The organism is Flavimaribacter sediminis (assembly GCF_019492055.1).
Classification (GTDB): Bacteria; Pseudomonadota; Alphaproteobacteria; order Rhizobiales; family Rhizobiaceae; genus Flavimaribacter; species Flavimaribacter sediminis.
The window spans coordinates 782,978-802,961 of record NZ_JAICBX010000002.1 but is presented as its reverse complement, the minus strand read 5'-3'; the positions used below and the strand labels follow the sequence as shown (position 1 = coordinate 802,961).

Here is a 19,984-nt window from a genome sequence, read left to right as displayed (position 1 = left end):
CCCGTTGCGAACTTCCGATTGCGCCGGGAATTCAGGGCCGCGGGGGGTGTAGCCGACATGTGCATTGCCGGCTTTTCCGGTGGCCAGGTCGACTCCGCTGTGAATTTCGCCGATCATCTATCACATTACCTCGGGTGGCGGAAACCATGGGGATGGCGAAATCGGATCATTTTCCGTATAGTCAGGCTGAGACGTAAAATAGGACTTGAGAACTCAACTATTGAAAGATGGGCTCAGTCCGGATATATACATGTGATCAATTTCAACCATTTGCGGCCAAGACGAAGAGAAATGCATCATCTTACAGAACAAAAGACGTGCCCGACGCGCTTCGCCGGCGATCGCCTCCGTTCTGCGGGCCTGCGTCCGACGCGCCAGAGAATAGCGCTCGCAGGGCTGTTATTCGCCAAGGGTGACCGCCATCTGACCGCCGAGGAACTGCATGACGAGGCCGTAACGGCCGGCGTGCCTGTGTCGCTCGCCACCGTTTACAATACGCTGCACCAGTTTACCGATGCGGGCATGTTGAGGGTTCTCGCTGTCGAATCGGCCAAGACCTATTTCGACACCAATACCTCCGATCACCACCATTTCTTCGTCGAAGGCGAATCTGAGGTGATGGACATTCCCGTCAGCGGATTGAGCGTAAACGGCTTGCCGGAAGCCCCCGAAGGCATGGAAATCGCCCATGTCGATGTGGTGATCCGCCTCCGTCGCAAGTCTTCCTGACCAACCGATCCTTGTAGTAAGACCTACTGCCCGCCGGCGTGCAGTTTCAACGCGCCCGTGTGACCGGGCACGGACACCGGCTTGCTTTCCTGTTCAGGCGCGGCCGGTCTTTCTGACGACGGATCGGCCTCGATCTCCAGCGCTTCGATCTTTGCGCCGCGCTTGGTGATCTTGCCGGTTGTCGTGAGAATCTGGTCGATGTCCCGCTGCGCCTGGCCGAAATGGGTCTGCAGCTTGCCGACGCGATCGTCCAGCCGGGTCAGGTCGTCCATCAGCCGCGCCACCTCGCCCTGGATCAGATGCGCCTGTTCACGCATGCGCGCGTCCTTCAGGATCGCCTGAACCACCTGCAGCGACAGCATAAGCAGCGACGGCGACACCAGCACGACGCGCGAGCGGTGCGCCTTCTGGATCGTGGCTTCAAAATTCTCGTGGATTTCGGCGAAGATCGATTCCGACGGCACGAACATGAAGGCCGTGTCCTGGGTTTCGCCGGTGATCAGATATTTGTCCGCGATATCGCGGATATGCACTTCCACGTCGCGACGAAACTGCTGCGCCTTCTGTTTTGAGGCTTCCGGATCCTCGTTCTCGCGAATGGCGTTCCAGGCTTCCAGCGGAAACTTGGCGTCGACGACAAGGGCAGGGGCGTCATTGGGCATGTAGACCAGACAGTCCGGCCGGTTGCCATTACTCAGCGTCGCCTGGAATGCATAGGCGTTCGAGGGCAGGCCGTCGGCGATGATCGCCTCCATGCGGGCCTGGCCGAATGCGCCGCGCGTCTGCTTGTTGGCGAGGATCGCCTGCAGGCCGACGACATCCTTGGCGAGCGCCTGGATGTTGTTCTGCGCCGTGTCGATCACGGCAAGCCGTTCCTGCAGCCGCGCCAGGTTTTCATGCGTGGACTTTGTCTGCTCGCTGATCGTCGCGCCCAGCCGCTGGGTCATGCCGTCGAGGCGTTCGTTGATCGACTTGTTGATTTCCGTCTGGCGCGTGCCGAACACTTCGGCGATCGTCGCCATGCGGCCCTGCATCTCCGACTGGGTTTTCAGAATGTCGGCCAGCCGGGTCTCGGTCTCGGCGGCGCGTCTGGCGGCGTCCTGGCGCGCGGCTTCAGCGGCTTCCGCCCGTCGGCGGGCGGATCGGCGCGCGATCGAAACGGCGAGAATAAAAAGAAGAATCACGATCGCGACGGCGACGGCGAGCGCCATGCCAAGCGTTACGGTCGTCTCGCCCGCCTGCAGCACGGGCTGGTCGAATGATAGCTGAACAGGATCCATGGGCGCGACTCTATCTGATTCGCCCGCCAATGCCAGATCAAAACGGGAACATGGATAATCCGGAGAATTGACCCGGGCGCGCCGAATGCTTAAGTGCATGCCATGACAATCAAGCCTATCGTTCTTCTTCCCGATCCGGTTCTCAGAAAGAAATCAGAGGATTTCGAGCAGGTGGACGAGTCCGTCCGCAAGCTCGCCGACGACATGCTGGAAACCATGTACGACGCGCCTGGCATCGGCCTCGCCGGAATCCAGATCGGCGTTCCGCGCAACATCGTGGTCGTCGACTGTTCAGGCGACGACGAGGAAAAAGCGCCGATGGTGTTCTTCAATCCGAAGATCCTGGCGTCATCGGACGAGCGGTCCGTCTACGAGGAAGGCTGTCTGTCGATCCCGGACTACTACGCCGAGGTCGAGCGGCCGGCGTCGGTGACCGTCGACTATGTCGACTATTACGGCGCGCGCCAGACCATCGAGGCCGACGGCATTCTTGCGACATGCCTGCAGCACGAGATCGACCACCTGAACGGCGTGCTTTTCATCGACTATCTGTCGAAGCTGAAACGCGACATGGTCATCCGGAAATTCACCAAACTGGCGAAGTCCCGCGGCCAGCCGGCGATGTGACAGGCCGCCTGCGGGCAAAGAAACATCCGGGAGCGATCCTTGCGCATCATCTTCATGGGGACACCCGACTTCGCCGTTCCGACGCTGGCGTCCCTTGCCGGCTATGGACACGAGATCGTCGCGGTCTATTCCCAGCCGCCGCGGCCCGGCGGCCGGCGCGGCCTGGAAACGGTCAAGTCGCCGGTCCACCGGCAGGCCGAAATCCTCGGCTTTCCCGTGCGAACCCCGAAAAGTCTTAAAAGCGAAGAAGAACAGGAAGAATTCCGTGCGCTCGACGCCGATGTCGCGGTTGTCGTCGCCTACGGCCTCATTCTCCCGAAGCCCATTCTCGAGGGAACGCGCCTTGGCTGTTACAACGGCCATGCGTCTCTCCTGCCGCGCTGGCGCGGGGCGGCTCCGATCCAGCGGGCGATCATGGCCGGCGACAGGGAAACCGGGACCATGGTTATGAAGATGGACGAAGGGCTCGACACAGGCCCTGTCGCCATGGAGGAGCGGGTGGAAATCGGTCCCGACATGACGGCGGGCGAGCTGCACGACCAGCTTATGCTGATCGGCGCGGACCTGATGCAGCGGGCGATGGCCGCTCTCGAGCGCGATTCGCTGACGCTGACCCCGCAACCGGAAGACGGCGTGCTCTACGCCGAAAAGATCACCAAGGCGGAGACACGGATCGACTTTACCCAGCCGGCTACGGAGGTTCACAACCGGATCCGCGGACTGTCGCCCTTTCCCGGCGCCTGGACAGAGATGATGCTCGGCGGCAAGGCCGAGCGCGTCAAACTGCTGCGCTCGCAACTGGCTGAAGGCGGCGGTGAGCCCGGAACCGTGCTTGACGACCGCTTGAGCGTCGCCTGCGGCGACGGCGCCGTCCGGCTTGTCGAACTGCAGAAAGCCGGCGGCAAGGCGATGACGGCGGAGGATTTCCTGCGCGGCGCCGCCGTCGCTCCCGGCGCGGTGATCGGCTGATGCCGCGCTATCGCCTGACCGTCGAATATGACGGCACGGGCTATGTCGGCTGGCAACGGCAGGACAATGGCCGTTCGATCCAGGGCGCCATCGAGGAAGCCGCGCTGAAATTCACCGGCGAGACGATCACGGTGCGCGGCGCCGGGCGCACCGACGCCGGCGTGCACGCGCTCGGCCAGGTCGCCCATCTGGATTTTCAAAAGCAATGGCCGGCGGAAACCGTTCGCAACGCGCTCAACGCCCATCTTGGCCAGGCGGGCGACACCATCGCCATCATCGAGGCGATGCCGGCCGAGGCCGATTTCGACGCCCGGTTCTCCGCCGTCGCCCGTCACTACGTCTATCGCATCGTCAACCGTCCGGCGCCGCTGGCGCTGGAGAGGAAGCATGCGCTGTGGGCGCCGCGCCCGCTCGATCACGCGGCGATGCACGAGGCGGCCCAGTTGCTCGTCGGGCGGCACGATTTCACCACTTTCCGCTCGGTCCAGTGCCAGGCCAGGGATCCCGTCAAGTCGCTTGATCGTCTGGATGTCACACGCGACGGTCATAATGTAACGATCCACGCTTCGGCGCGATCCTTCCTTCACAACCAGATCCGTTCCTTTGCGGGCACGTTGCGGGTGGTCGGCGAGGGGTCCTGGACGCCGGACGACGTCAAGGCCGCGCTTGAAGCGCGCAATAGGGCCGCCTGCGGACCGGTCGCGGGGCCGGAAGGCCTGTATTTTCTGAGAGTCGACTACTGAGGACAAAGCAATGTCAGTCACCATCTACCACAACCCCGCCTGCGGCACGTCGCGCAACACGCTGGCGATGATCCGGCAGTCCGGCGTCGAGCCGGAGGTCATCGAGTATCTGAAAACGCCGCCCGGCCGCGACAAGCTCGTCGCGCTGATCGCCGCCATGGACATGCCCGTGCGCGATCTTCTGCGCCGCAAGGGCACGCCCTATGACGAGCTTGCCCTCGACGATCCGAAATGGAGCGACGACCAGCTGATCGACTTCATGGTCGAGCATCCAATCCTGATGAACCGGCCGGTGGTCGTGGCGGACAAGGGCGCGGCTCTCTGCAGGCCTTCGGAGAAGGTTCTGGAGCTTCTGGACAATCCGGATATCGGCGCCTTCGCGAAGGAGGACGGCGAGGTCGTTCGCAAATAGGCTCAACCGAACAGATAGTAGGTCAGGAACACCCAGCCGAACTCCATCGCGATGATGAAAATCGCGACGGGTGCGTTGTCCGCGAGGACGCGGCGATAGACGCGGAAACTCGCCCAGATGGAAAATATGATCAGCGTGAATGTCAGCAGGGCCGGCAGCGGTGATTCCGGCATGAAGCGGTGGAGAACCTGCGGCGCGGTCAGCACATAGGAAAAGGCGAGTCCGTACCAGTTGGACGCGATCAGCCAGTGCCCGAAACGATGGCTGAAGCCCAGCGGCCGCGAAAGCAGGGCGAGCAGCGCCAGAAACGTCGCGATCGTCAGCGCGCTTTCAGCGGCCTGGCGCAAAAAGAAATCGAGCCCTGGAGAGGCTTGCGGATCGGAAGCCAGGATGACGTTGCGCAGGTCGATCCAGGAATAGATATAAACCGGCAGCATGTAGAAATAGGCCCAGAACGAGCGCCAAAAACCGCGATTGCTGAAGTCGAGATACTGCATGCCCGCCGGGTCGTTGCGTATCAGCAGCCACACGCCGCGCAGATAGTGTCCGACTTCGTCGAGGGAAGGGATCATCGCGGCGTCTTGCTGAACCAGCGTTCGAGGAAGGCGAGATAGATCTGCGTCAGACCCTCGAGATCATCGAGACCGGCGTTCTCGTCGATCATGTGCATGGTGTCGCCGACAAGGCCGAACTCCAGCACAGGGCAGTAATCCTTGATGAAGCGCGCGTCGGATGTGCCGCCTGTGGTGGATAGCGCCGGCTCCCGGTCCGTGACCGTTTTTACCGCGTCGCGCATCGCGCCGATCAGCGCCTCGTCGCGGGTGAGAAAGACAGGGCTCACGCGGTCGACCCATTCCAGCGCATAGTCGGCAGGCCCGCGGCCGGGCCGCAATCCGTCGTCGCGCGCGGCCTTTTCGAGCCTGTTTTTGATCTCGGCGCGCAGCGTTTCACCGCTCCACGTGTCGTTGAAGCGGATATTGAAGCTCGCCCGCGCGCTCGCCGGAATGACATTCAAAGCCGGATTGCCGACGTCGACGGTGGTGACTTCCAGGTTGGTCGGCGGAAAAGCGTCCGTGCCTGCGTCCAACTGCGGGTTCATCAGCGCGTCAAGCATTGGCGTCAGCGCGCGCAGCGGATTGTCGGCGAGGTGCGGATAGGCCACGTGGCCCTGAACGCCGTTGACCGTGATCCGGCCGCTTAGCGAGCCGCGCCGCCCGATCTTGATCATGTCGCCGAGGGACTCTGGATTGGTTGGCTCTCCGACAATGCAGCCGTCCCAGCGTTCGCCCTTTCCGGCCGCCCATTCCAGCAGTTTGACCGTGCCGTTGACGGCGGGGCCTTCCTCGTCCCCGGTGATCAGCAGCGAGATCGAGCCTTCCGGCTGGCCATGCGCTTCGACAAACCGCGCCACAGCTGCGACGAAACAGGCGATCCCGCCCTTCATGTCGACGGCGCCGCGCCCGTAGATCCGGCCGTCGGCGATTGCGGCGTCGAATGGCGGATGTGTCCAGGCGGCCTCGTTGCCCGGCGGCACCACGTCCGTGTGGCCGGCGAACATCAGATGCGGACCGCTGTCGCCCAGCCGCGCATAGAGATTGTCGATCGCTGGCGTATCCGTGTCCTCGAAGACGCGGCGGTCGCTCGAAAAACCGAGCGGCTCGAGCATCGCCTGCAGGCAGGAGAGCGCGCCGTCGTCCTGCGGCGTGACGGAAGCGCAGCGGATAAGCGCGGCGAGATTTTCGATCGGATCGGATGAAGTCATTGCGATGGATTATCCAACTCGGCGCGGTTTGTCATCACCGTTGCCTTGCATCAGCTCTTTGGCCGGTTCGGTTCGTCGCCATAGGCGTTTGCGCCGGCGGCTCCGGGCCACAGGCAAAGGCCGAGGAACACCCCCAAATTGATGAAGGGCACGAAAAGCATGATCGACAGCGGACCCGGAAACCCGATGTCGTGCAGGCGTTTGACTACCAGGGCGAGGACAGACCAGACCGACATTACCCCGTATGCGATGAACAGAAGGGCCCAGGTCCCCTGGCGGATGCTGTCCTCGTCCGCCAACCGGACCTGGTTCAGGATCACGAAGCCGACGGCCGTCACGAACAGATAGCCGAGCAGAAACGGAAGGCGGCCAAGCCGCCCGGAAAAACCGAGGAAGACCCATCGCATGTCCGGTTTCATCGGTTTTCCGTGTCCTTTATGTCCCGCCGGTCAGGCCCGCAGCAACTCGTTGATGCCGGTCTTCGACCGCGTCTTTTCGTCCACCCGCTTGACGATCACCGCGCAGTAGAGATGCGGCGCGGCCTTGTTGCCCGTATCCGTGCTGCCCGGCATGGAGCCTGCGACGACCACGGAGTAGGGCGGAACCTCGCCGTAGAAAACTTCGCCGCTCTCCCGGTCGACGATGCGCGTCGACTGGCCGATATAGACGCCCATGCCGAGCACCGAGCCCTCGCGCACGATACAGCCTTCGACCACTTCCGAGCGGGCGCCGATAAAGCAGTTGTCCTCGATGATCACCGGCCCGGCCTGCAGCGGCTCAAGCACGCCGCCAATGCCGACGCCGCCCGACAGGTGAACATTTTTGCCTATCTGCGCGCAGGAGCCGACGGTCGCCCAGGTGTCGACCATCGTTCCCTCGCCGACATAGGCGCCGAGATTGACGAAGGAGGGCATGAGAACGACATTCGGCGCGATATAGGCGGAACGGCGCACGATGCAGTGCGGCACGGCCCGGAAACCGGCGCGTTCGAACTCGTGCGCGCTCCAGCCTTCGAACTTGGAGGGGATCTTGTCCCACCAGTGCGCGTCGCCGGGGCCGCCCTTGATAACGTCCATCGGGTTGAGCCGGAACGACAGCAACACCGCCTTCTTCAGCCACTGATTGACCGTCCAGTCGCCGCTGTCGGCCCGTTCGGCGACGCGCGCCGCGCCGCTGTCGAGCAGGTTCAACGCTTCCTCGACCGCGTCGCGGATTTCGCCCCTTGTCGATGTGCCGACGGAATCGCGGTTGTCGAAGGCGGCGTCGATCGTCTTTTCCAGTGCGGCGAGGTCTGTTCTGCTCATCGTGTATTCCTTGGAGGTTTCCTTAACGGTCGGGGCGTTATTCTGGCGGTTGGCCGGAACCGGCCTGGATCGGCTGGCGTTGATCATGCGCTGGTCATGCTTTGTCTGCGGACAAGCTACTAAGGGAGGAAAAGCGGGGCGTCAATCAGCGGCCCGCGCGCCGGGGCGACGGCGGCATCGCGAAAGGAAAATCCATGAGTTTCAATCCAAAGAAAGATGGCTGGGATCCGCTTCCGACATCGCGGACCGATACGATACGCGCCCGGCAGACGCCGTCGACGCCGCAAACGACCTCGCCTGTCTATCGTCTCGCTTTCGTCGACGAGGATTTCATGTGCCGGGAGGAATTGCGGCCGGTGCGTCTGCAGCTCGAACTGCTGAAGCCGGAAATGCTGCTCAGCGAGCGCGGCGTCAAATCGACCGTCGTCATCCAGGGCGGCGCGCGCATACCGGCGCCGGGAGAAAAACCCGCCGCGGCGCGCAACGAAACCCAGCGGCGCAATCTCACTGCGGCCTCCATCTACTACGAAGAGGCGCGCAAATTCGCAGGCCTGTGCTCGCAGCATTCCGCCCTGTCCGGCTACAGCGAGTTCGTCGTCATGACCGGCGGCGGGCCAGGCGTCATGGAGGCGGGCAATCGCGGCGCTTCGGAAGTCGAGGCGCCGTCGATCGGCCTCAACATCGTTCTGCCGCACGAGCAGGCGCCCAACCGCTACATCGATCCGGAGCTTTGCTTCAATTTCCACTATTTCGCCATCCGCAAGATGCATTTCATGATGCGCGCGAAGGCGGTCGCCGTCTTTCCTGGCGGTTTCGGCACCATGGACGAACTCTTCGAGACGCTGACGCTGATACAGACCGAACGCATGGACAGGGTTCCGGTGATCCTGTTCGGCGCAGAGTTCTGGAACCGCGTCGTCAATTTCGAGGAGCTGGCCGATTTCGGCACGATTGCGCCTGAGGATCTTGATCTGATCAGCTTCGTCGAAACGGCCGAGGAGGCCTGGTCGATCATCGCCGAACGCTACGGCGTGGACACGGAGTGATCGGGGGCTATCGTCAAAGCCCGCTAACACGTGGCATGACGTAAGTCTCGCGAACACGCCGGCGATAGCGTCAGCGCCGTCACCGGCGTTTTATATTGTTCGGCTAATGATGGTTCCGGAACCCCTATTTCGGAGCCGGACCATGACCTTGTTCAACCGACTGATTGCCTCTTCAGCCCTTGTCTTGACCGCCGGCCTGCTTCTTGCAGGTCCGGCCGCTGCTTCGCAGTTGCGCATCGGAATGCAGCAGGAGCCGACCTCGCTCGACCCGACGGCGGACGCCACGGCGTCGATCGACGGCATGCTCGCGCACAATGTCTATGAATCGCTGACGACCGTGAACGAGGCGGGCGAGGTCCTGCCGAACCTGGCCGAAAGCTGGACCATCTCGGACGATGGCCTCACCTATACGTTCACGCTCGTTGAAGGCGTGACATTCCACGACGGCAGCGCCTTCGACGCCGACGACGTGAAATTCAGCTTCGACCGCGCCATGGCCGAAGACAGCACCAATCCTTCCAAGAGCATTTTCAAGCCGATCGAATCCGTGACGGTCGTCGACCCGCGGACAGTCGAAGTTAAGCTGAAGCAGAAGGACGCCTTCCTTCTCTTCAATCTCGCCCAGGGCGACGCTTCGATACTCGGCCCCGAAACTGTGGACGGCAACGCGACAAAGCCCGTCGGCACCGGACCCTTCGCCTTCGATTCCTGGACCCGCGGCGACCGCCTGGTTCTGAAGAAGTTCGAGGATTATCGCGACGCCGACGAGGTCTCGATCGACACGGTCGAATTCCGCTTCATATCCGATCCGGCGGCCGCCAGCGCAGCCTTGCTGTCCGAGGAACTCGACGCCTTTCCGGGCTTCCCCGCGCCTGAACTCCTGCCGCAGTTCGAAGCCGATCCCCGCTTCAATGTCGTGATCGGCTCCACGGAAGGCGAGGTCATCCTTGCCATCAACAATGCGAAACCGCCCTTTGACGATATTCGTGTGCGCCGGGCGATCAGCCATGCGATCGACCGCGACGAAATCATCGATGGCGCCATGTATGGCAGGGCGGTTCCGATCGGCAGTTTCTATCCCCCGCACGGCGCCGCCTATGTCGATCTCACCGGCGCCTATCCGCACGACACAGAAAAAGCAAAGGCGTTGTTCGAGGAAGCCGGCGTCTCCGGCGCCACGATGACCCTGCGTTTGCCGCCATTCCCCTATGCCGCCCGTTCGGGCGAGATCATCCAGGCGGAACTCGCCGAAGCCGGGATCGATGCGAAGATCGAGAATGTCGAATGGGGTTTCTGGCTGGACGAGGTCTACAAGAAACTGAATTACGACATGACCATCATCGCTCATACCAGCCCCAACGACATGGGCAACTTTGCGCGCGGCAAAAGCTACTTCTATGGCTTCGAGGATCCGGAATTCAACGAGCTGTGGGCGCGCATCGAAACGGAAGCCGATCCGGACAAGCGCAATGCGCTGCTGGCGGAAGGACAGAGATTCGTCACCGACCAGGCTGTTCACGGTTTCCTGTTCCAGTTGCCCAAGCTCGCCGTGATCCGCGACGGCGTCAGCGGCTTCTGGACATCTTCTCCGGTATTGTTCCAGCCGCTCGCGGACGTAGGCTGGTCTGAATAGCGGAAGTGAAACGGCCGCGGCGTCGTATACCGCCGCGGCAGCTCTTTCCTTTTTCAGGACATGCAGTACTTCCTGTTCCGCCGCACAATCGGGTTTGTTCTTACGCTGCTCGCCGTGTCTGTCATCGTGTTCGCGGTGATGAACATCCTTCCCGGCGATCCTGCGCTGACCATTCTCGGTCTTGATTCCACCGAAGACGCCCGTGCTGCGCTGCGTCTTGAGCTCGGTCTCGACGCGCCCGTCGCAAGTCGCTATCTCGAATGGATGTCCGGCGCCGTACACGGTGATTTCGGGCAGAGCTACGCCTGGTCCGTGCCGGTCGGCGAACTGATTGCGGAGCGTCTGCCGCTCACCCTGTCGCTTGCCTTGTCCGGCATGCTTTTTACCATGATTCTGGGGCTGGTCATGGGCGTTCTGGCCGCCGCCGATCACAGGCGTTTCGGCGACTGGGGCGTCATGTTCGTCAGCCAACTCGGCATTGCGTTACCGGCGTTCTGGCTATCCATCCTTCTGGTATTGCTGTTCGCAGTCAAATTGCGCTGGCTTCCGCCTGGCGGTTTTCCCGGATGGGATGAGCCGCTCGCCGCCATGCGCGCCCTGGTGCTGCCGACGATTGCGCTGGGTCTTGTCCAGTCGGCCGTTCTTGCGCGCGTCACGCGGTCCGCCGCGCTGGAGATCATGCGGCAGGATTTCGTGCGCACTGCGCGCGCCGCCGGGCTCGGGCGAAGCCGTATTTTGTGGCGTCACGTGCTCCCCAACGCGCTGGTGCCGATCGTCACCATCATCGGTATGCAGTTCGCTGCTCTGGTGACGGGCACGATCATCATCGAAAATGTCTTCTACCTGCCCGGGCTCGGCAGGTTGACCTTCCAGGCGATTGCCAATCGCGACCTGTTCACGGTGCAGGCTCTTGTCTTGATGTTTGCGGCCATAGTGATCGCAGGAAACTTCGTCGTCGACGTCGCCTATCTGCTGATCGATCCGCGACTGAAAGGGCGCATGCGATGATCAGGCGCTTCGCCACGGCTGTGCCTGCGAACACAGCAATCGGCGCGGTCCTGCTCGCTGTCGTGCTGTGCGCGGCTCTGTTGTCACTGGTCTGGACGCCCTATCCTTATGCCGAGATGAATATTGCCGGGAAGTTCCAGGGCATGAGTTCCGAACACTGGCTGGGGACTGATCAGTACGGCAGAGACGTCCTGTCGCAGCTCATGGCCGGAGCGGCGAGTTCGATGGCCGTCGCCTTCATCGCCGTGGGGCTGGGCGGGCTGACCGGCGCGGCGCTCGGCATGGTCGCTGCGTCCGTCGGCGGCGTGACGGATGACGCGATCATGCGGCTGGGCGATCTCGGCTTTGCGTTTCCGGCGCTGTTGTTCGCCATAATGCTCGCCGCCGTGTTCGGGCCTTCGCTGGGCGTCGCCATTGTCGCGATCGCATTCATCAACGTGCCCGTCTTCGCGCGGGTCGCGCGGGCCGCCGCCATTCAGGTCTGGACGCGGGATTTCGTTCTGGCCGCGCGGGCCGCCGGCGTCGGCTCTTTTGGCATTTCCATGCAGCATGTTTTGCCGAACATCGCCGCGCCGCTGATTGTCCAGGCGACGATAGAATTCGCCGTAGCCATTCTCGCGGAGGCCGCGCTTTCCTATCTCGGCCTCGGCGCACAACCGCCGCTGCCGTCCTGGGGGCGGATGCTGGCGGAGGCCCAGACATTGCTCTATCTCGCGCCACAGCTCGCGATCTATCCGGGACTGTGCATCGTCGTCACCGTAATCGGGTTCGGCATGCTGGGAGACGGCCTCAGGGATATGACGGATCCGCGTCTCTCGAAGGAGCGCGCGGCATGATCGGGGTCGAGGGTCTGTCGGTCCATTTCAATGCGGGCTGCGCGGTGCGCGACGCACAATTTGCGATTGCGCCCGGCGACCGCGTCGGCGTCGTCGGCGAATCCGGATGCGGCAAATCCGTGCTTGCGCTTTCCCTCATGGGCATGCTGCCGGAGACGGCACGCATGAGCGGGTCCCTGAAAATCGACGGCGTGGAAATGGCCGGAAGCGACGAGGCTGCCTGGCGGAACCTGCGGGCGCGCCGCCTGGCGATGATCTTTCAGGAGCCGATGTCGGCGCTCAATCCCCTGCGTCGTGTTGGCGAAACGGTCATGGAGCCAATGCGGGTCCATCTCGGACTGTCGCGCGCAGACGCCAGAAGGAAAGCGCTGGCGCTGTTCGAGGAAACGGGAATCCCGGAGCCGGAGCAACGCTTTCGCCAGTTCCCGCATGAACTGTCCGGCGGTCAGCGGCAACGGGTGTTGATCGCGCTGGCGCTTGCCTGCGATCCGGACGTTCTGATCGCCGACGAGCCGACGACGGCGCTGGACGCCAATGTCGCGCTCAGGATCATCACGCTGCTGGTCGAGTTGTCCAAGCGGCGCAACATGGCCTTGCTGTTCATCAGCCATGATCTGGAAGCGGTTCGCCGCGCCACCACGCGGGTCATGATCATGTATGGCGGGGATATCGTCGAGCAGGCGCCGACGCAATCGCTCCTCGTCGCGCCCGCGCACCCCTACGCCAGGGGATTGCTTGCAACCCGTCCACGCTTCCGGCCCGCGCGGCAGCGCGATCTGCGACTGCCGACAATCCCGGGCGCCGTGCCGCCCTTGAAGGATCTGCCAATTGGCTGCCGGTTTTCCGGCCGCTGTCCCGTGGAGCTCGCGCACTGTCGTGAGCAGGCGCCCCCGCGCCGAACTCAGGGGAGCGGAACCGTGGCGTGTCATCACACCGGCGAAGTTCTTGCCGGCCATGCGCGCCCGATCGAAAAGGCGTTCGTCTGATGCCTGCGCTTCTCCAGCTGGATCGCGTAACCCGCCGCTACGCCTTGCCGCGACGCTCGCTCCTCCGGGCGCCGGCGCCGCTCACGGCGGTCAGCAATGTCAGCTTGACGCTCGCGCGAGGCGAGACGCTGGGCGTGGTTGGAGAAAGCGGGTCAGGCAAGTCGACGCTTGCACGCCTCGCAATGGGTTTCGAACGTCCGGATGAAGGGGCCGTGTGCTTCGACGGGAAGGACCTTGCCCGCCTGTCGAAGCCGGAGCTCAAGGCTTTGCGGCCGCGTTTCCAGATGGTGTTTCAGGATCCCTACGGATCGCTCGATCCGCGCCGGCGCGTGGGCTGGTCCGTCGCGGAACCGTTGCGCGTGCTTCGTCGGGAAGAGCCGGCGGTCATTGAATCGCAGGTGAACGCGGTTCTGGAAAGAGTGGGGCTTCGGGTTGAAGACGCCCGCAAATATCCACATGAATTCTCGGGCGGCCAGCGCCAGCGAATTGCGATCGCGCGGGGCATTGTCACCAGCCCCGATCTCCTTATTGCCGATGAGGCTGTTTCGGCGCTCGACGTTTCCGTCCAGGCCCAGATCCTCAATCTCCTGATGGATCTTCGCGACGATATGGGTCTCGGCCTGTTCTTCATCAGCCATGACCTGCAGGTCGTATCGAGCATCAGCGACCGGATTGTCGTGCTCAGACAGGGCGAGATCGTTGATGATGGTCCGACGGACGATGTCATGTTCAGGTCGCGGAACGCCTACACGCGTTCGCTCATGGCCGCGGCCGGGTGGCGTGCGGCAAGGGACGGTCAGTCCGCCGCGACCGACAGGTAATGGCCGAGAAAGTCAGCCAGATTGTCCGTCACATAATCGATATGCTCGCCCTCGCGGCCATCATGTTCCCAGGCCTCGCCCAGCGCCTGGTCCAGATTGTGGGGAACAACGAGCACGGTCGCCATGCCAAGATCCTTCGGCACGACAAGGTTACGCGGCAGGTCCTCGAACATCACCGCCTGCTCGCTGTGGACGCCATGCTGTTCCAGGAACAGATCGTAGGTCTGGCGCGCTGGTTTCGGCGTCAGGCCAGCCGCAAGGATATCGAATATTTCGTCGAAATGATCGAGAATGCCGAGGGCGCGGGCGGTGCGTTGCGCATGGCCGAGATCGCCATTGGTGAAGATGAACTTGCGGCCGGGCAGCGTTCGGATCGCCTCTCCAAGCGCCGGGTCCGGCTTGACCCACGAGTAGTCGATGTCGTGCACTTTCTCCAGAAAGTCGTTCGGATCAATGTTGTGCAGGTTCATCAGTCCGTTCAGCGTCGTGCCGTGATCCCGGTAGTATTGTTTCTGCAATTCCCGGGCCTCTTCACGCGGCAGGCGCAACAATGTCGATACATAATCGGTCATGTTGCGGTCTATCTGTGAGAACAGATCCGTGTGGCGCGGGTAAAGCGTATTGTCGAGATCGAATACCCATTCGGTAATGCGATCGAAATCTGATTTCTTGGGAAGGTTGTCGATCATGTGTGTTGGCGCCACGCTTCGAGCTGAAAAGTCTGTCGTCCTTGCATAAAACCTATCGGGCTCCATTGGCAAATCCAATATTTGTCTCTAGTCACGTCGGATATGGAACTCTGGATTCCCATCACGATAGCGGCTGCGTTCCTGCAGAATGTCCGCTCCGCAATGCAGAAACATCTCAAGGGCGTCATGGGAACGACGGGCGCCACTTTTGTGCGTTTCGGTTTCGGCTTTCCCTTCGCTATTTTTTTCGTGCTGGCGCTTCGTTACGGAGCGGGGTTCGCCTTTCCGGACCTCAACGGCGCCTTCTTCGTCTGGGCGATTGTCGGCGCGCTGGGACAGATCGCCGGCACCCTGCTTCTGGTCTACCTCTTCTCGTTTCGAAACTTCACGGTCGGCACCGCCTACTCACGCACCGAGCCGGCTCAGGCGGCGCTATTCGGACTGATTTTCCTGGGCGAGACCATGAGCCCGGGCAGCCTCGTTGCGATCGCCATTGCGGTTTTCGGCGTCATGATCCTGTCCGTCGCCCGTGGGCCGATGAGCTGGACCGGATTGTTCACCGCGATTTTCAGCCGCATCGCCCTGATCGGCATCGCATCGGGCACGGGTTTCGGCATCGCCGCCGTGGCTTACCGCGCGGCGTCGCTGTCGCTGGGCGGTCCGAATTTCATGATGCAGGCCGCCGTCACGCTCGCCTTTGTCATCGTCTTCCAGACGGTGGTGATGTTCGCGTGGATGCTCTGGCGCGATCGTGAGGAAATCAGCCGCATCGCCGCGGCCTGGAAGCCGGCGCTGATTGTCGGTCTCGCCGGCGCCACCGCCTCCTTCGGCTGGTTCATGGCGATGACGCTGCAGCAGGCGGCCTATGTGAAGGTGCTGGCGCAGGTCGAGATCATCTTCACCTACGCCTCATCGGTCTTCATTTTCCGGGAAACGGTCAGTCGCCTGGAAATCGCCGGTACATTGCTGATTGTCGCGGGCGTGATCGTTCTGGTGGCCGTGACCTGACGAAGGTCGCGGCGTACGTTCGAACAGGAACGAAACAAGAACTTTATGGGTGCGTTTCGCCTCGTTTTATGCTATATGAGGCGCGTTGAATTCCGCCCGCCTGGAGGCGTGAGAGTCGTGAAAACGCGGATTCCCGAAACAAAGCCAGATTGCCCGAGACCGCATTACCCGAAACAAAGCCAGATGCTGCGCAGACCTGTTTTATTGCTTCGGGTGTTATGAAACTGCAACATAACCATATGATATTTATGCGAATTCATCCCTTGATCAGAGCACGCGCCCGGCATCCGCCGTCAGCGTTATAGATAGGTGATCGTAACCACAACAGTGTCGGTATAGACGCCTGGCGGTACGGACGACTGGGGCGGAACTCGACCATAAACGGGGAGGTCGACGCCGCCGCCGCTTGCTGTGCCGAACACCGAGTCCCAGCCGGAGCCCCAGGCATTTGTCCTGGCTGCGTCCGTGTAGAGGCCGTAGCTGATCATGTCTGTGCCGGATTGCATGCGTCGATTCGCCGGGTCGTACGTTCCGGCCTGGCCGTCGTCCAGTGAAATCCAGTATTTTGTCCCGGCGGTGCAGGTCACGGAAAGCGAAGTCGAGGCATCGATGTTGTGCGTGATGTTTCCGGAAGCGCTGCCGAAATCGAGATCGTCTGCTTCGACAAGGCAGTTGGCCTCCACCTTGGCGCTGACCTTGACCTGCTGACTTGTCGCATATGCGCCGGTCACGGCGTCGCACTGCAATGAATCTCCGGCGGCGTAGTAGAACCGGACGGAGTGCCAGGAAATTGTGTCGCGGTAGGTGTCCGGCTCAGCCGTTGGCTGTGCGCCCGAGAGAAGGCCGTAAAGGGTCACCACTCCGGATGCGGTCCCCTGCGTAACCGGCAGGACGATGCGCTGTGGCGATCCCAGTTGCGGATGATCGGAATGTCCCCACAACGTCGTGTGCGCCGCATCCGTGTAAAACCTGTAATAGAGCTTTTCGTAGAAGCCGGCGCTCATCCACCGGTCCGCTCCGTTGAAACCGCCTCCGAAACCCGGGCCGTAATTGGCGCATAGGGTAACCGCTGTGGCGGAGCCCAAATTCGAGCATTCAATTGTAATGTCCGTTGCGGTTGCGGTGTTGCCCGTCAGTGTATCGGCGTCGCCGAAATCCACGGAAATCCGTGAGGGAATACTGCAACTTGTTGCGGCTGCGTCGGCGGGAAACAGGGCGACTGCCAGATTGCAAAGGACCAGGACGAGGAGGGTGCGTGTAAGCAATTGAGTGACTTTCCTATTGGATCGCGATGCAGGTGACGTCGGGCAACATGACTTGAGCGCCGGCCTGTCTGGCATATTCGAATTCTGCAATGCATTTTGCGCCGCTGGTGCGGGTCATGGTGACACGGTTCCGGGCGCCGAGATTTTCGATAAACGCCTGGCCGTCGTAACCGACCGCAAACGGCTCGGAGGACCCCTCTGTTTTTCCGGTGGTTCCGACCTCGAGGAAGTCTCCATTCTCGTCCCGGAAAGTGATCAGTGCGGAGCCGCCCTCCTGACTGCCGGTGAATTCGACGACGACACCGGAAAGGCCGGCGGGCACGACCTTGCGGCCAGTGCTGTCGACAACGACATCGAGAGGCAGGTCCATTGGATCAATGCCGATCCGGTTGCGCTCGTAGGAGCGAAGATCGGGGATCAGCAACTTGCCGCGAGGTCCGGTCACGCCAACCTCCTGATTTTCCAGCAATACTGGAACACCGCTGGCGCCGGCGTCCACTACAGCGAATGCGTCGTCGATGCGGTTGGTCAGGAAGACGCCGCCGCCGGCTGCGACCACTGAGCCGCTGAGCCGGCCGCTCGCCGAAAGGCTTTCACCGCGCTGGCGAACCGTAGCCGACAGCTTGGCTATGGGTATGCGCTTTTCTACGGTAGCGGTCACAATCGGCTTGTCATTTTGCTGGTAGGCGAAATCCCAGCCGAAATTTCCGTTTTCCTCACTGGCTGGCCGTCCCACCGAGGCGATGGAGGAGAGGCCTTCGGCGATCGAGTTCGATGACGAGTTCAATGTCATATCGCCGCCGAGCGGCCTGGAAAACGCAGCCAGCACACCGTATTCATTGCGTTCCATGTCAGCATAGGCCGAACCCGAGAACGTGCCGTCGAAGAGCGGCGTGGAGAAGGAGGCCGAGGCAACGCTCTGCTGATCGCCGTCGAACCGCTCAATCCGGGTGAAGTTCAGGTTCAGATTGGTTTTTTCCAGAAAGGTAAGCGGAAACGAGAATGATATCTGATCCAGGGCGCGCGGGACCGCGCCCGACCAGTTCGGATGCCCGTCGTCATCGGCAGTCCGGAATGTATAGGATGCGATGTCGTTGAACGCGCCGAAACTGCGTTGCATTCGTGCTTCTACATGGACGCTGGCGATTTCGAGCTCGATGGCCCCCGAAAGGAAAATCCCGGTCTCTTCTCCTGTGGTGCTGCCGGACATCGACAGTGAGCCGACGCCCCATTTTCCGAGGCCGGCGACCACGCCCATGCCGGCATTGATCAAACCTTCTCCGCCTTCCGCGTGCCCTTCCAGCGTAAGCCAGTCCAGCGCTCCGTAACGGATGCTGGCCGATCCCATCAGTCGCTCGTCATACATATCGAATTGGGAGCCGTATCCGGTTCTGGGGAAACCCAGTTCGAGAGAATAGTCCAGCAGACCGGTTCGCAGGAGTTTGTCGGAGATGAAATATTCGGCTTCGGTTACGACTTCTGCGCCGGTTTCGTCGCGAACGACGATGAGCGCTGTGCCGGGGCCTGTGGCGGTGGGCATGTCGGCGATCTCGAAAGGTCCGGCCGGCACCGGTCCTGAAAACCGCCTCGTATTGCCGAGAAAAACGTCGACAGTCGACGGAACTGCGGCGGTGCCGGCGAAACCGGGAATCGGCACGGTCACAAGTCCCGGGCGGAGCCCGAAGTTTCGCTGTATCTGAACTCCGCCCAGGCGTGTAGGGCGCGTCCAGCTCAGTCCGCTGGTGATCAGGTCGCCGGCGCGATAGGTTCGCATCGTATTCGGATTGGAATAGGTCCAGAAGGACTCCAGGCGCCGGACTTCACCCAGTGAAAGCGCAGCGGTATTCGACAGTACTCCGGCGGGGCTGAATACTCGGCTTTCGAAGGCGCCGCTTATGCCTCCATGCCCGTAACGGGAGGTGTCAAAACCGTAGTACCCGCTTGTATTGATCGAATAGTTGATAAGCCCGCCGAAACCGGTCTCCACGTGGTTTTGCGGGTTGTCGCCAGTCAAAGGATCATTGCCCCGGCTCGCCGATACAATGCGTGGAGAACGCTCTGCGTTCGAAGCGGAAAAGGAAAGGGTCTGAGAGGCGCCGTCATAGACCACAGAAACATTCGGCAGTTGCGACAGATCGATTCTGCCGTCCGGCCGCTTTGCCGCTTTGACGGGCTGAATGCCGACATTGCGCAATTGCTCGGGATCCATGGACAGGATTCCTCCGGATTCCAGGCGAACCGAAGCGATGAGTTCGGTCGAGACTCCGTTGATGAATACCTCGAGCTGCAGATCGTGACTGAATGCGTATGCGCCATCGAGCATGGACATATCGGTCGTCTGCGCAGTTGCAGTGTCAGCATATCCCGTAAGAGCGGCCACAAGCGCCAGGGCCGCCAGACAGCATGGCTCCCTGGTCAAAGTGGATCGGACTTGCATGGTTAGTGCAGCGACGCAGCCTAGTGGAAGTGAACCGGGATCGCATGACGGACGAGGATGTTGATCATTCCCGTCTGACGGCGCGACGGGTCCGGCAGCTGGTCGATGATCAGACGGTAGGATTCCCGACCCCTGACCGGTAGCTTCGCTACACGGACGATACGAATGATGTTCTCCGTACCTGGAGCCAGTTTCGATATGGGCGGGCTGGCGACCACATCGCGCGTCGGTTCAAGCACATCCTTGCCGTTCTCCACGGTCCACCTGAAAACCCGGACCTGTATGGTGACCGGATCGGTTTCGTCGTTCCACACTCTGACGGACGCAGTCTTTGCACCGTTCCCGAGGTCCAGGGAGGTGGGAGCGACTCGAAGAGTAGATCCCACGGCGGATGCGCTAAACAACATCGACAAAACAAATGCTGCAGCG

Annotated in this window: 21 protein-coding genes; 12 read left to right on the top strand and 9 right to left on the bottom strand. The window is 61.8% G+C overall.

All coding sequences use genetic code 11. From position 1 onward, the window contains the following. The first annotated feature begins 291 nt into the window (after positions 1–291). A complete protein-coding gene (irrA, locus tag K1W69_RS11990) occupies positions 292–729 on the top strand; it encodes an iron response transcriptional regulator IrrA (RefSeq protein ID WP_220228582.1) in 438 nt (145 codons plus the stop codon). Between the two features lie 23 nt (positions 730–752). On the opposite strand, the gene K1W69_RS11985 is transcribed toward irrA, so the two are convergent. Continuing rightward, positions 753–2,009 (bottom strand): DNA recombination protein RmuC, encoded by a 1,257-nt coding sequence (locus K1W69_RS11985; protein WP_220228581.1) that lies wholly within the window; start codon positions 2,007–2,009, stop codon positions 753–755. Between the two features lie 102 nt (positions 2,010–2,111). On the opposite strand from K1W69_RS11985, the gene def reads away from it, so the two are divergent. Genes def through arsC form a run of 4 tightly spaced genes read left to right on the top strand, consistent with a single transcriptional unit; the run spans position 2,112 to position 4,760 of the window. Next, positions 2,112–2,636 carry a peptide deformylase gene (gene def, locus K1W69_RS11980; RefSeq protein ID WP_220228580.1) on the top strand — a complete coding sequence of 175 codons (525 nt, stop codon included), beginning with the start codon at positions 2,112–2,114 and terminating at the stop codon, positions 2,634–2,636. A gap of 39 nt (positions 2,637–2,675) precedes the next feature. Continuing rightward, positions 2,676–3,605, top strand: a complete 930-nt coding sequence (fmt, locus tag K1W69_RS11975; RefSeq protein ID WP_220228579.1) for a methionyl-tRNA formyltransferase — start codon at positions 2,676–2,678, stop codon at positions 3,603–3,605. Beyond that, positions 3,605–4,348, top strand: coding sequence for a tRNA pseudouridine(38-40) synthase TruA (truA, locus tag K1W69_RS11970; RefSeq protein WP_220228578.1), 744 nt, complete (start codon positions 3,605–3,607; stop codon positions 4,346–4,348). Before fmt ends, truA begins: the two co-directional genes overlap by 1 nt. Before the next feature lie 10 nt (positions 4,349–4,358). Then, positions 4,359–4,760 (top strand): arsenate reductase (glutaredoxin), encoded by a 402-nt coding sequence (arsC, locus tag K1W69_RS11965; RefSeq protein WP_220228577.1) that lies wholly within the window; start codon positions 4,359–4,361, stop codon positions 4,758–4,760. A 2-nt stretch (positions 4,761–4,762) separates the two neighbouring features. Here arsC and K1W69_RS11960 read toward each other — a convergent pair whose 3' ends face one another. The 4 genes from K1W69_RS11960 to dapD are packed head-to-tail and all read right to left on the bottom strand — an operon-like array spanning position 4,763 to position 7,826. Continuing rightward, positions 4,763–5,332 (bottom strand): hypothetical protein, encoded by a 570-nt coding sequence (locus tag K1W69_RS11960; protein WP_220228576.1) that lies wholly within the window; start codon positions 5,330–5,332, stop codon positions 4,763–4,765. Further along, complete coding sequence (dapE, locus tag K1W69_RS11955) at positions 5,329–6,522, bottom strand: succinyl-diaminopimelate desuccinylase (RefSeq protein ID WP_220228575.1); 1,194 nt, start codon at positions 6,520–6,522, stop codon at positions 5,329–5,331. The genes K1W69_RS11960 and dapE overlap by 4 nt, the downstream gene beginning before the upstream one ends. 50 nt (positions 6,523–6,572) lie before the next feature. Then, a complete protein-coding gene (locus tag K1W69_RS11950) occupies positions 6,573–6,941 on the bottom strand; it encodes a DUF805 domain-containing protein (RefSeq protein WP_220228574.1) in 369 nt (122 codons plus the stop codon). Between the two features lie 30 nt (positions 6,942–6,971). Beyond that, entirely contained in the window at positions 6,972–7,826 is an 855-nt protein-coding gene (gene dapD, locus K1W69_RS11945; protein ID WP_220228573.1) for a 2,3,4,5-tetrahydropyridine-2,6-dicarboxylate N-succinyltransferase, read from the bottom strand. A 194-nt stretch (positions 7,827–8,020) separates the two neighbouring features. Between dapD and K1W69_RS11940 the strand changes: the two genes are divergently transcribed. The 6 genes from K1W69_RS11940 (at position 8,021) to K1W69_RS11915 (ending at position 14,156) form a co-directional block, all read left to right on the top strand. Next, entirely contained in the window at positions 8,021–8,872 is an 852-nt protein-coding gene (locus K1W69_RS11940; protein ID WP_220228572.1) for an LOG family protein, read from the top strand. 142 nt (positions 8,873–9,014) lie between these two features. Further along, a complete protein-coding gene (locus K1W69_RS11935; RefSeq protein WP_220228571.1) occupies positions 9,015–10,505 on the top strand; it encodes an ABC transporter substrate-binding protein in 1,491 nt (496 codons plus the stop codon). Between the two features lie 60 nt (positions 10,506–10,565). Then, positions 10,566–11,513: an ABC transporter permease gene (locus tag K1W69_RS11930; protein WP_220228570.1), complete on the top strand. Its 948-nt coding sequence runs from the start codon at positions 10,566–10,568 to the stop codon at positions 11,511–11,513. Beyond that, positions 11,510–12,349, top strand: a complete 840-nt coding sequence (locus tag K1W69_RS11925; protein ID WP_220228569.1) for an ABC transporter permease — start codon at positions 11,510–11,512, stop codon at positions 12,347–12,349. Before K1W69_RS11930 ends, K1W69_RS11925 begins: the two co-directional genes overlap by 4 nt. Next, positions 12,346–13,335: an ABC transporter ATP-binding protein gene (locus tag K1W69_RS11920; RefSeq protein WP_220228568.1), complete on the top strand. Its 990-nt coding sequence runs from the start codon at positions 12,346–12,348 to the stop codon at positions 13,333–13,335. Before K1W69_RS11925 ends, K1W69_RS11920 begins: the two co-directional genes overlap by 4 nt. Beyond that, positions 13,335–14,156 (top strand): ATP-binding cassette domain-containing protein, encoded by an 822-nt coding sequence (locus K1W69_RS11915; RefSeq protein ID WP_220228567.1) that lies wholly within the window; start codon positions 13,335–13,337, stop codon positions 14,154–14,156. The genes K1W69_RS11920 and K1W69_RS11915 overlap by 1 nt, the downstream gene beginning before the upstream one ends. Here K1W69_RS11915 and K1W69_RS11910 read toward each other — a convergent pair. Further along, the gene (locus K1W69_RS11910; protein WP_370688258.1) at positions 14,132–14,842 is read right to left on the bottom strand and encodes a pyrimidine 5'-nucleotidase; all 711 of its coding nucleotides are present in this window, start codon (positions 14,840–14,842) and stop codon (positions 14,132–14,134) included. The genes K1W69_RS11915 and K1W69_RS11910 overlap by 25 nt on opposite strands. Positions 14,843–14,947: 105 nt before the next feature. Here K1W69_RS11910 and K1W69_RS11905 point away from each other — a divergent pair, with 105 nt between their 5' ends. Then, entirely contained in the window at positions 14,948–15,853 is a 906-nt protein-coding gene (locus K1W69_RS11905) for an EamA family transporter (RefSeq protein WP_220229315.1), read from the top strand. A 299-nt stretch (positions 15,854–16,152) separates the two neighbouring features. On the opposite strand, the gene K1W69_RS11900 is transcribed toward K1W69_RS11905, so the two are convergent. The 3 genes from K1W69_RS11900 to K1W69_RS11890 form a co-directional block, all read right to left on the bottom strand. Beyond that, positions 16,153–17,118 carry a Csu type fimbrial protein gene (locus K1W69_RS11900; protein WP_220228565.1) on the bottom strand — a complete coding sequence of 322 codons (966 nt, stop codon included), beginning with the start codon at positions 17,116–17,118 and terminating at the stop codon, positions 16,153–16,155. A 13-nt stretch (positions 17,119–17,131) separates the two neighbouring features. Then, positions 17,132–19,447 carry a fimbria/pilus outer membrane usher protein gene (locus K1W69_RS11895; protein ID WP_220228564.1) on the bottom strand — a complete coding sequence of 772 codons (2,316 nt, stop codon included), beginning with the start codon at positions 19,445–19,447 and terminating at the stop codon, positions 17,132–17,134. A 128-nt stretch (positions 19,448–19,575) separates the two neighbouring features. Continuing rightward, the gene (locus K1W69_RS11890; protein ID WP_258571087.1) at positions 19,576–19,962 is read right to left on the bottom strand and encodes a fimbrial biogenesis chaperone; all 387 of its coding nucleotides are present in this window, start codon (positions 19,960–19,962) and stop codon (positions 19,576–19,578) included. Positions 19,963–19,984: the final 22 nt, after the last annotated feature.

What these genes read in the sequence shown, in the direction of transcription:
- K1W69_RS11905 (WP_220229315.1), top strand. Translation starts at nt 14,948, where the DNA reads ATGGAACTCTGGATTCCCATCACGATAGCGGCTGCGTTCCTGCAGAAT.
- K1W69_RS11925 (WP_220228569.1), top strand. Translation starts at nt 11,510, where the DNA reads ATGATCAGGCGCTTCGCCACGGCTGTGCCTGCGAACACAGCAATCGGC.
- K1W69_RS11950 (WP_220228574.1), bottom strand. Translation starts at nt 6,941, where the DNA reads ATGAAACCGGACATGCGATGGGTCTTCCTCGGTTTTTCCGGGCGGCTT.
- dapE (WP_220228575.1), bottom strand. Translation starts at nt 6,522, where the DNA reads ATGACTTCATCCGATCCGATCGAAAATCTCGCCGCGCTTATCCGCTGC.
- K1W69_RS11960 (WP_220228576.1), bottom strand. Translation starts at nt 5,332, where the DNA reads ATGATCCCTTCCCTCGACGAAGTCGGACACTATCTGCGCGGCGTGTGG.
- K1W69_RS11895 (WP_220228564.1), bottom strand. Translation starts at nt 19,447, where the DNA reads ATGTCCATGCTCGATGGCGCATACGCATTCAGTCACGATCTGCAGCTC.
- K1W69_RS11920 (WP_220228568.1), top strand. Translation starts at nt 12,346, where the DNA reads ATGATCGGGGTCGAGGGTCTGTCGGTCCATTTCAATGCGGGCTGCGCG.
- K1W69_RS11915 (WP_220228567.1), top strand. Translation starts at nt 13,335, where the DNA reads ATGCCTGCGCTTCTCCAGCTGGATCGCGTAACCCGCCGCTACGCCTTG.
- K1W69_RS11930 (WP_220228570.1), top strand. Translation starts at nt 10,566, where the DNA reads ATGCAGTACTTCCTGTTCCGCCGCACAATCGGGTTTGTTCTTACGCTG.
- K1W69_RS11985 (WP_220228581.1), bottom strand. Translation starts at nt 2,009, where the DNA reads ATGGATCCTGTTCAGCTATCATTCGACCAGCCCGTGCTGCAGGCGGGC.
- truA (WP_220228578.1), top strand. Translation starts at nt 3,605, where the DNA reads ATGCCGCGCTATCGCCTGACCGTCGAATATGACGGCACGGGCTATGTC.
- K1W69_RS11940 (WP_220228572.1), top strand. Translation starts at nt 8,021, where the DNA reads ATGAGTTTCAATCCAAAGAAAGATGGCTGGGATCCGCTTCCGACATCG.
- K1W69_RS11935 (WP_220228571.1), top strand. Translation starts at nt 9,015, where the DNA reads ATGACCTTGTTCAACCGACTGATTGCCTCTTCAGCCCTTGTCTTGACC.
- dapD (WP_220228573.1), bottom strand. Translation starts at nt 7,826, where the DNA reads ATGAGCAGAACAGACCTCGCCGCACTGGAAAAGACGATCGACGCCGCC.
- irrA (WP_220228582.1), top strand. Translation starts at nt 292, where the DNA reads ATGCATCATCTTACAGAACAAAAGACGTGCCCGACGCGCTTCGCCGGC.
- def (WP_220228580.1), top strand. Translation starts at nt 2,112, where the DNA reads ATGACAATCAAGCCTATCGTTCTTCTTCCCGATCCGGTTCTCAGAAAG.
- arsC (WP_220228577.1), top strand. Translation starts at nt 4,359, where the DNA reads ATGTCAGTCACCATCTACCACAACCCCGCCTGCGGCACGTCGCGCAAC.
- K1W69_RS11890 (WP_258571087.1), bottom strand. Translation starts at nt 19,962, where the DNA reads ATGTTGTTTAGCGCATCCGCCGTGGGATCTACTCTTCGAGTCGCTCCC.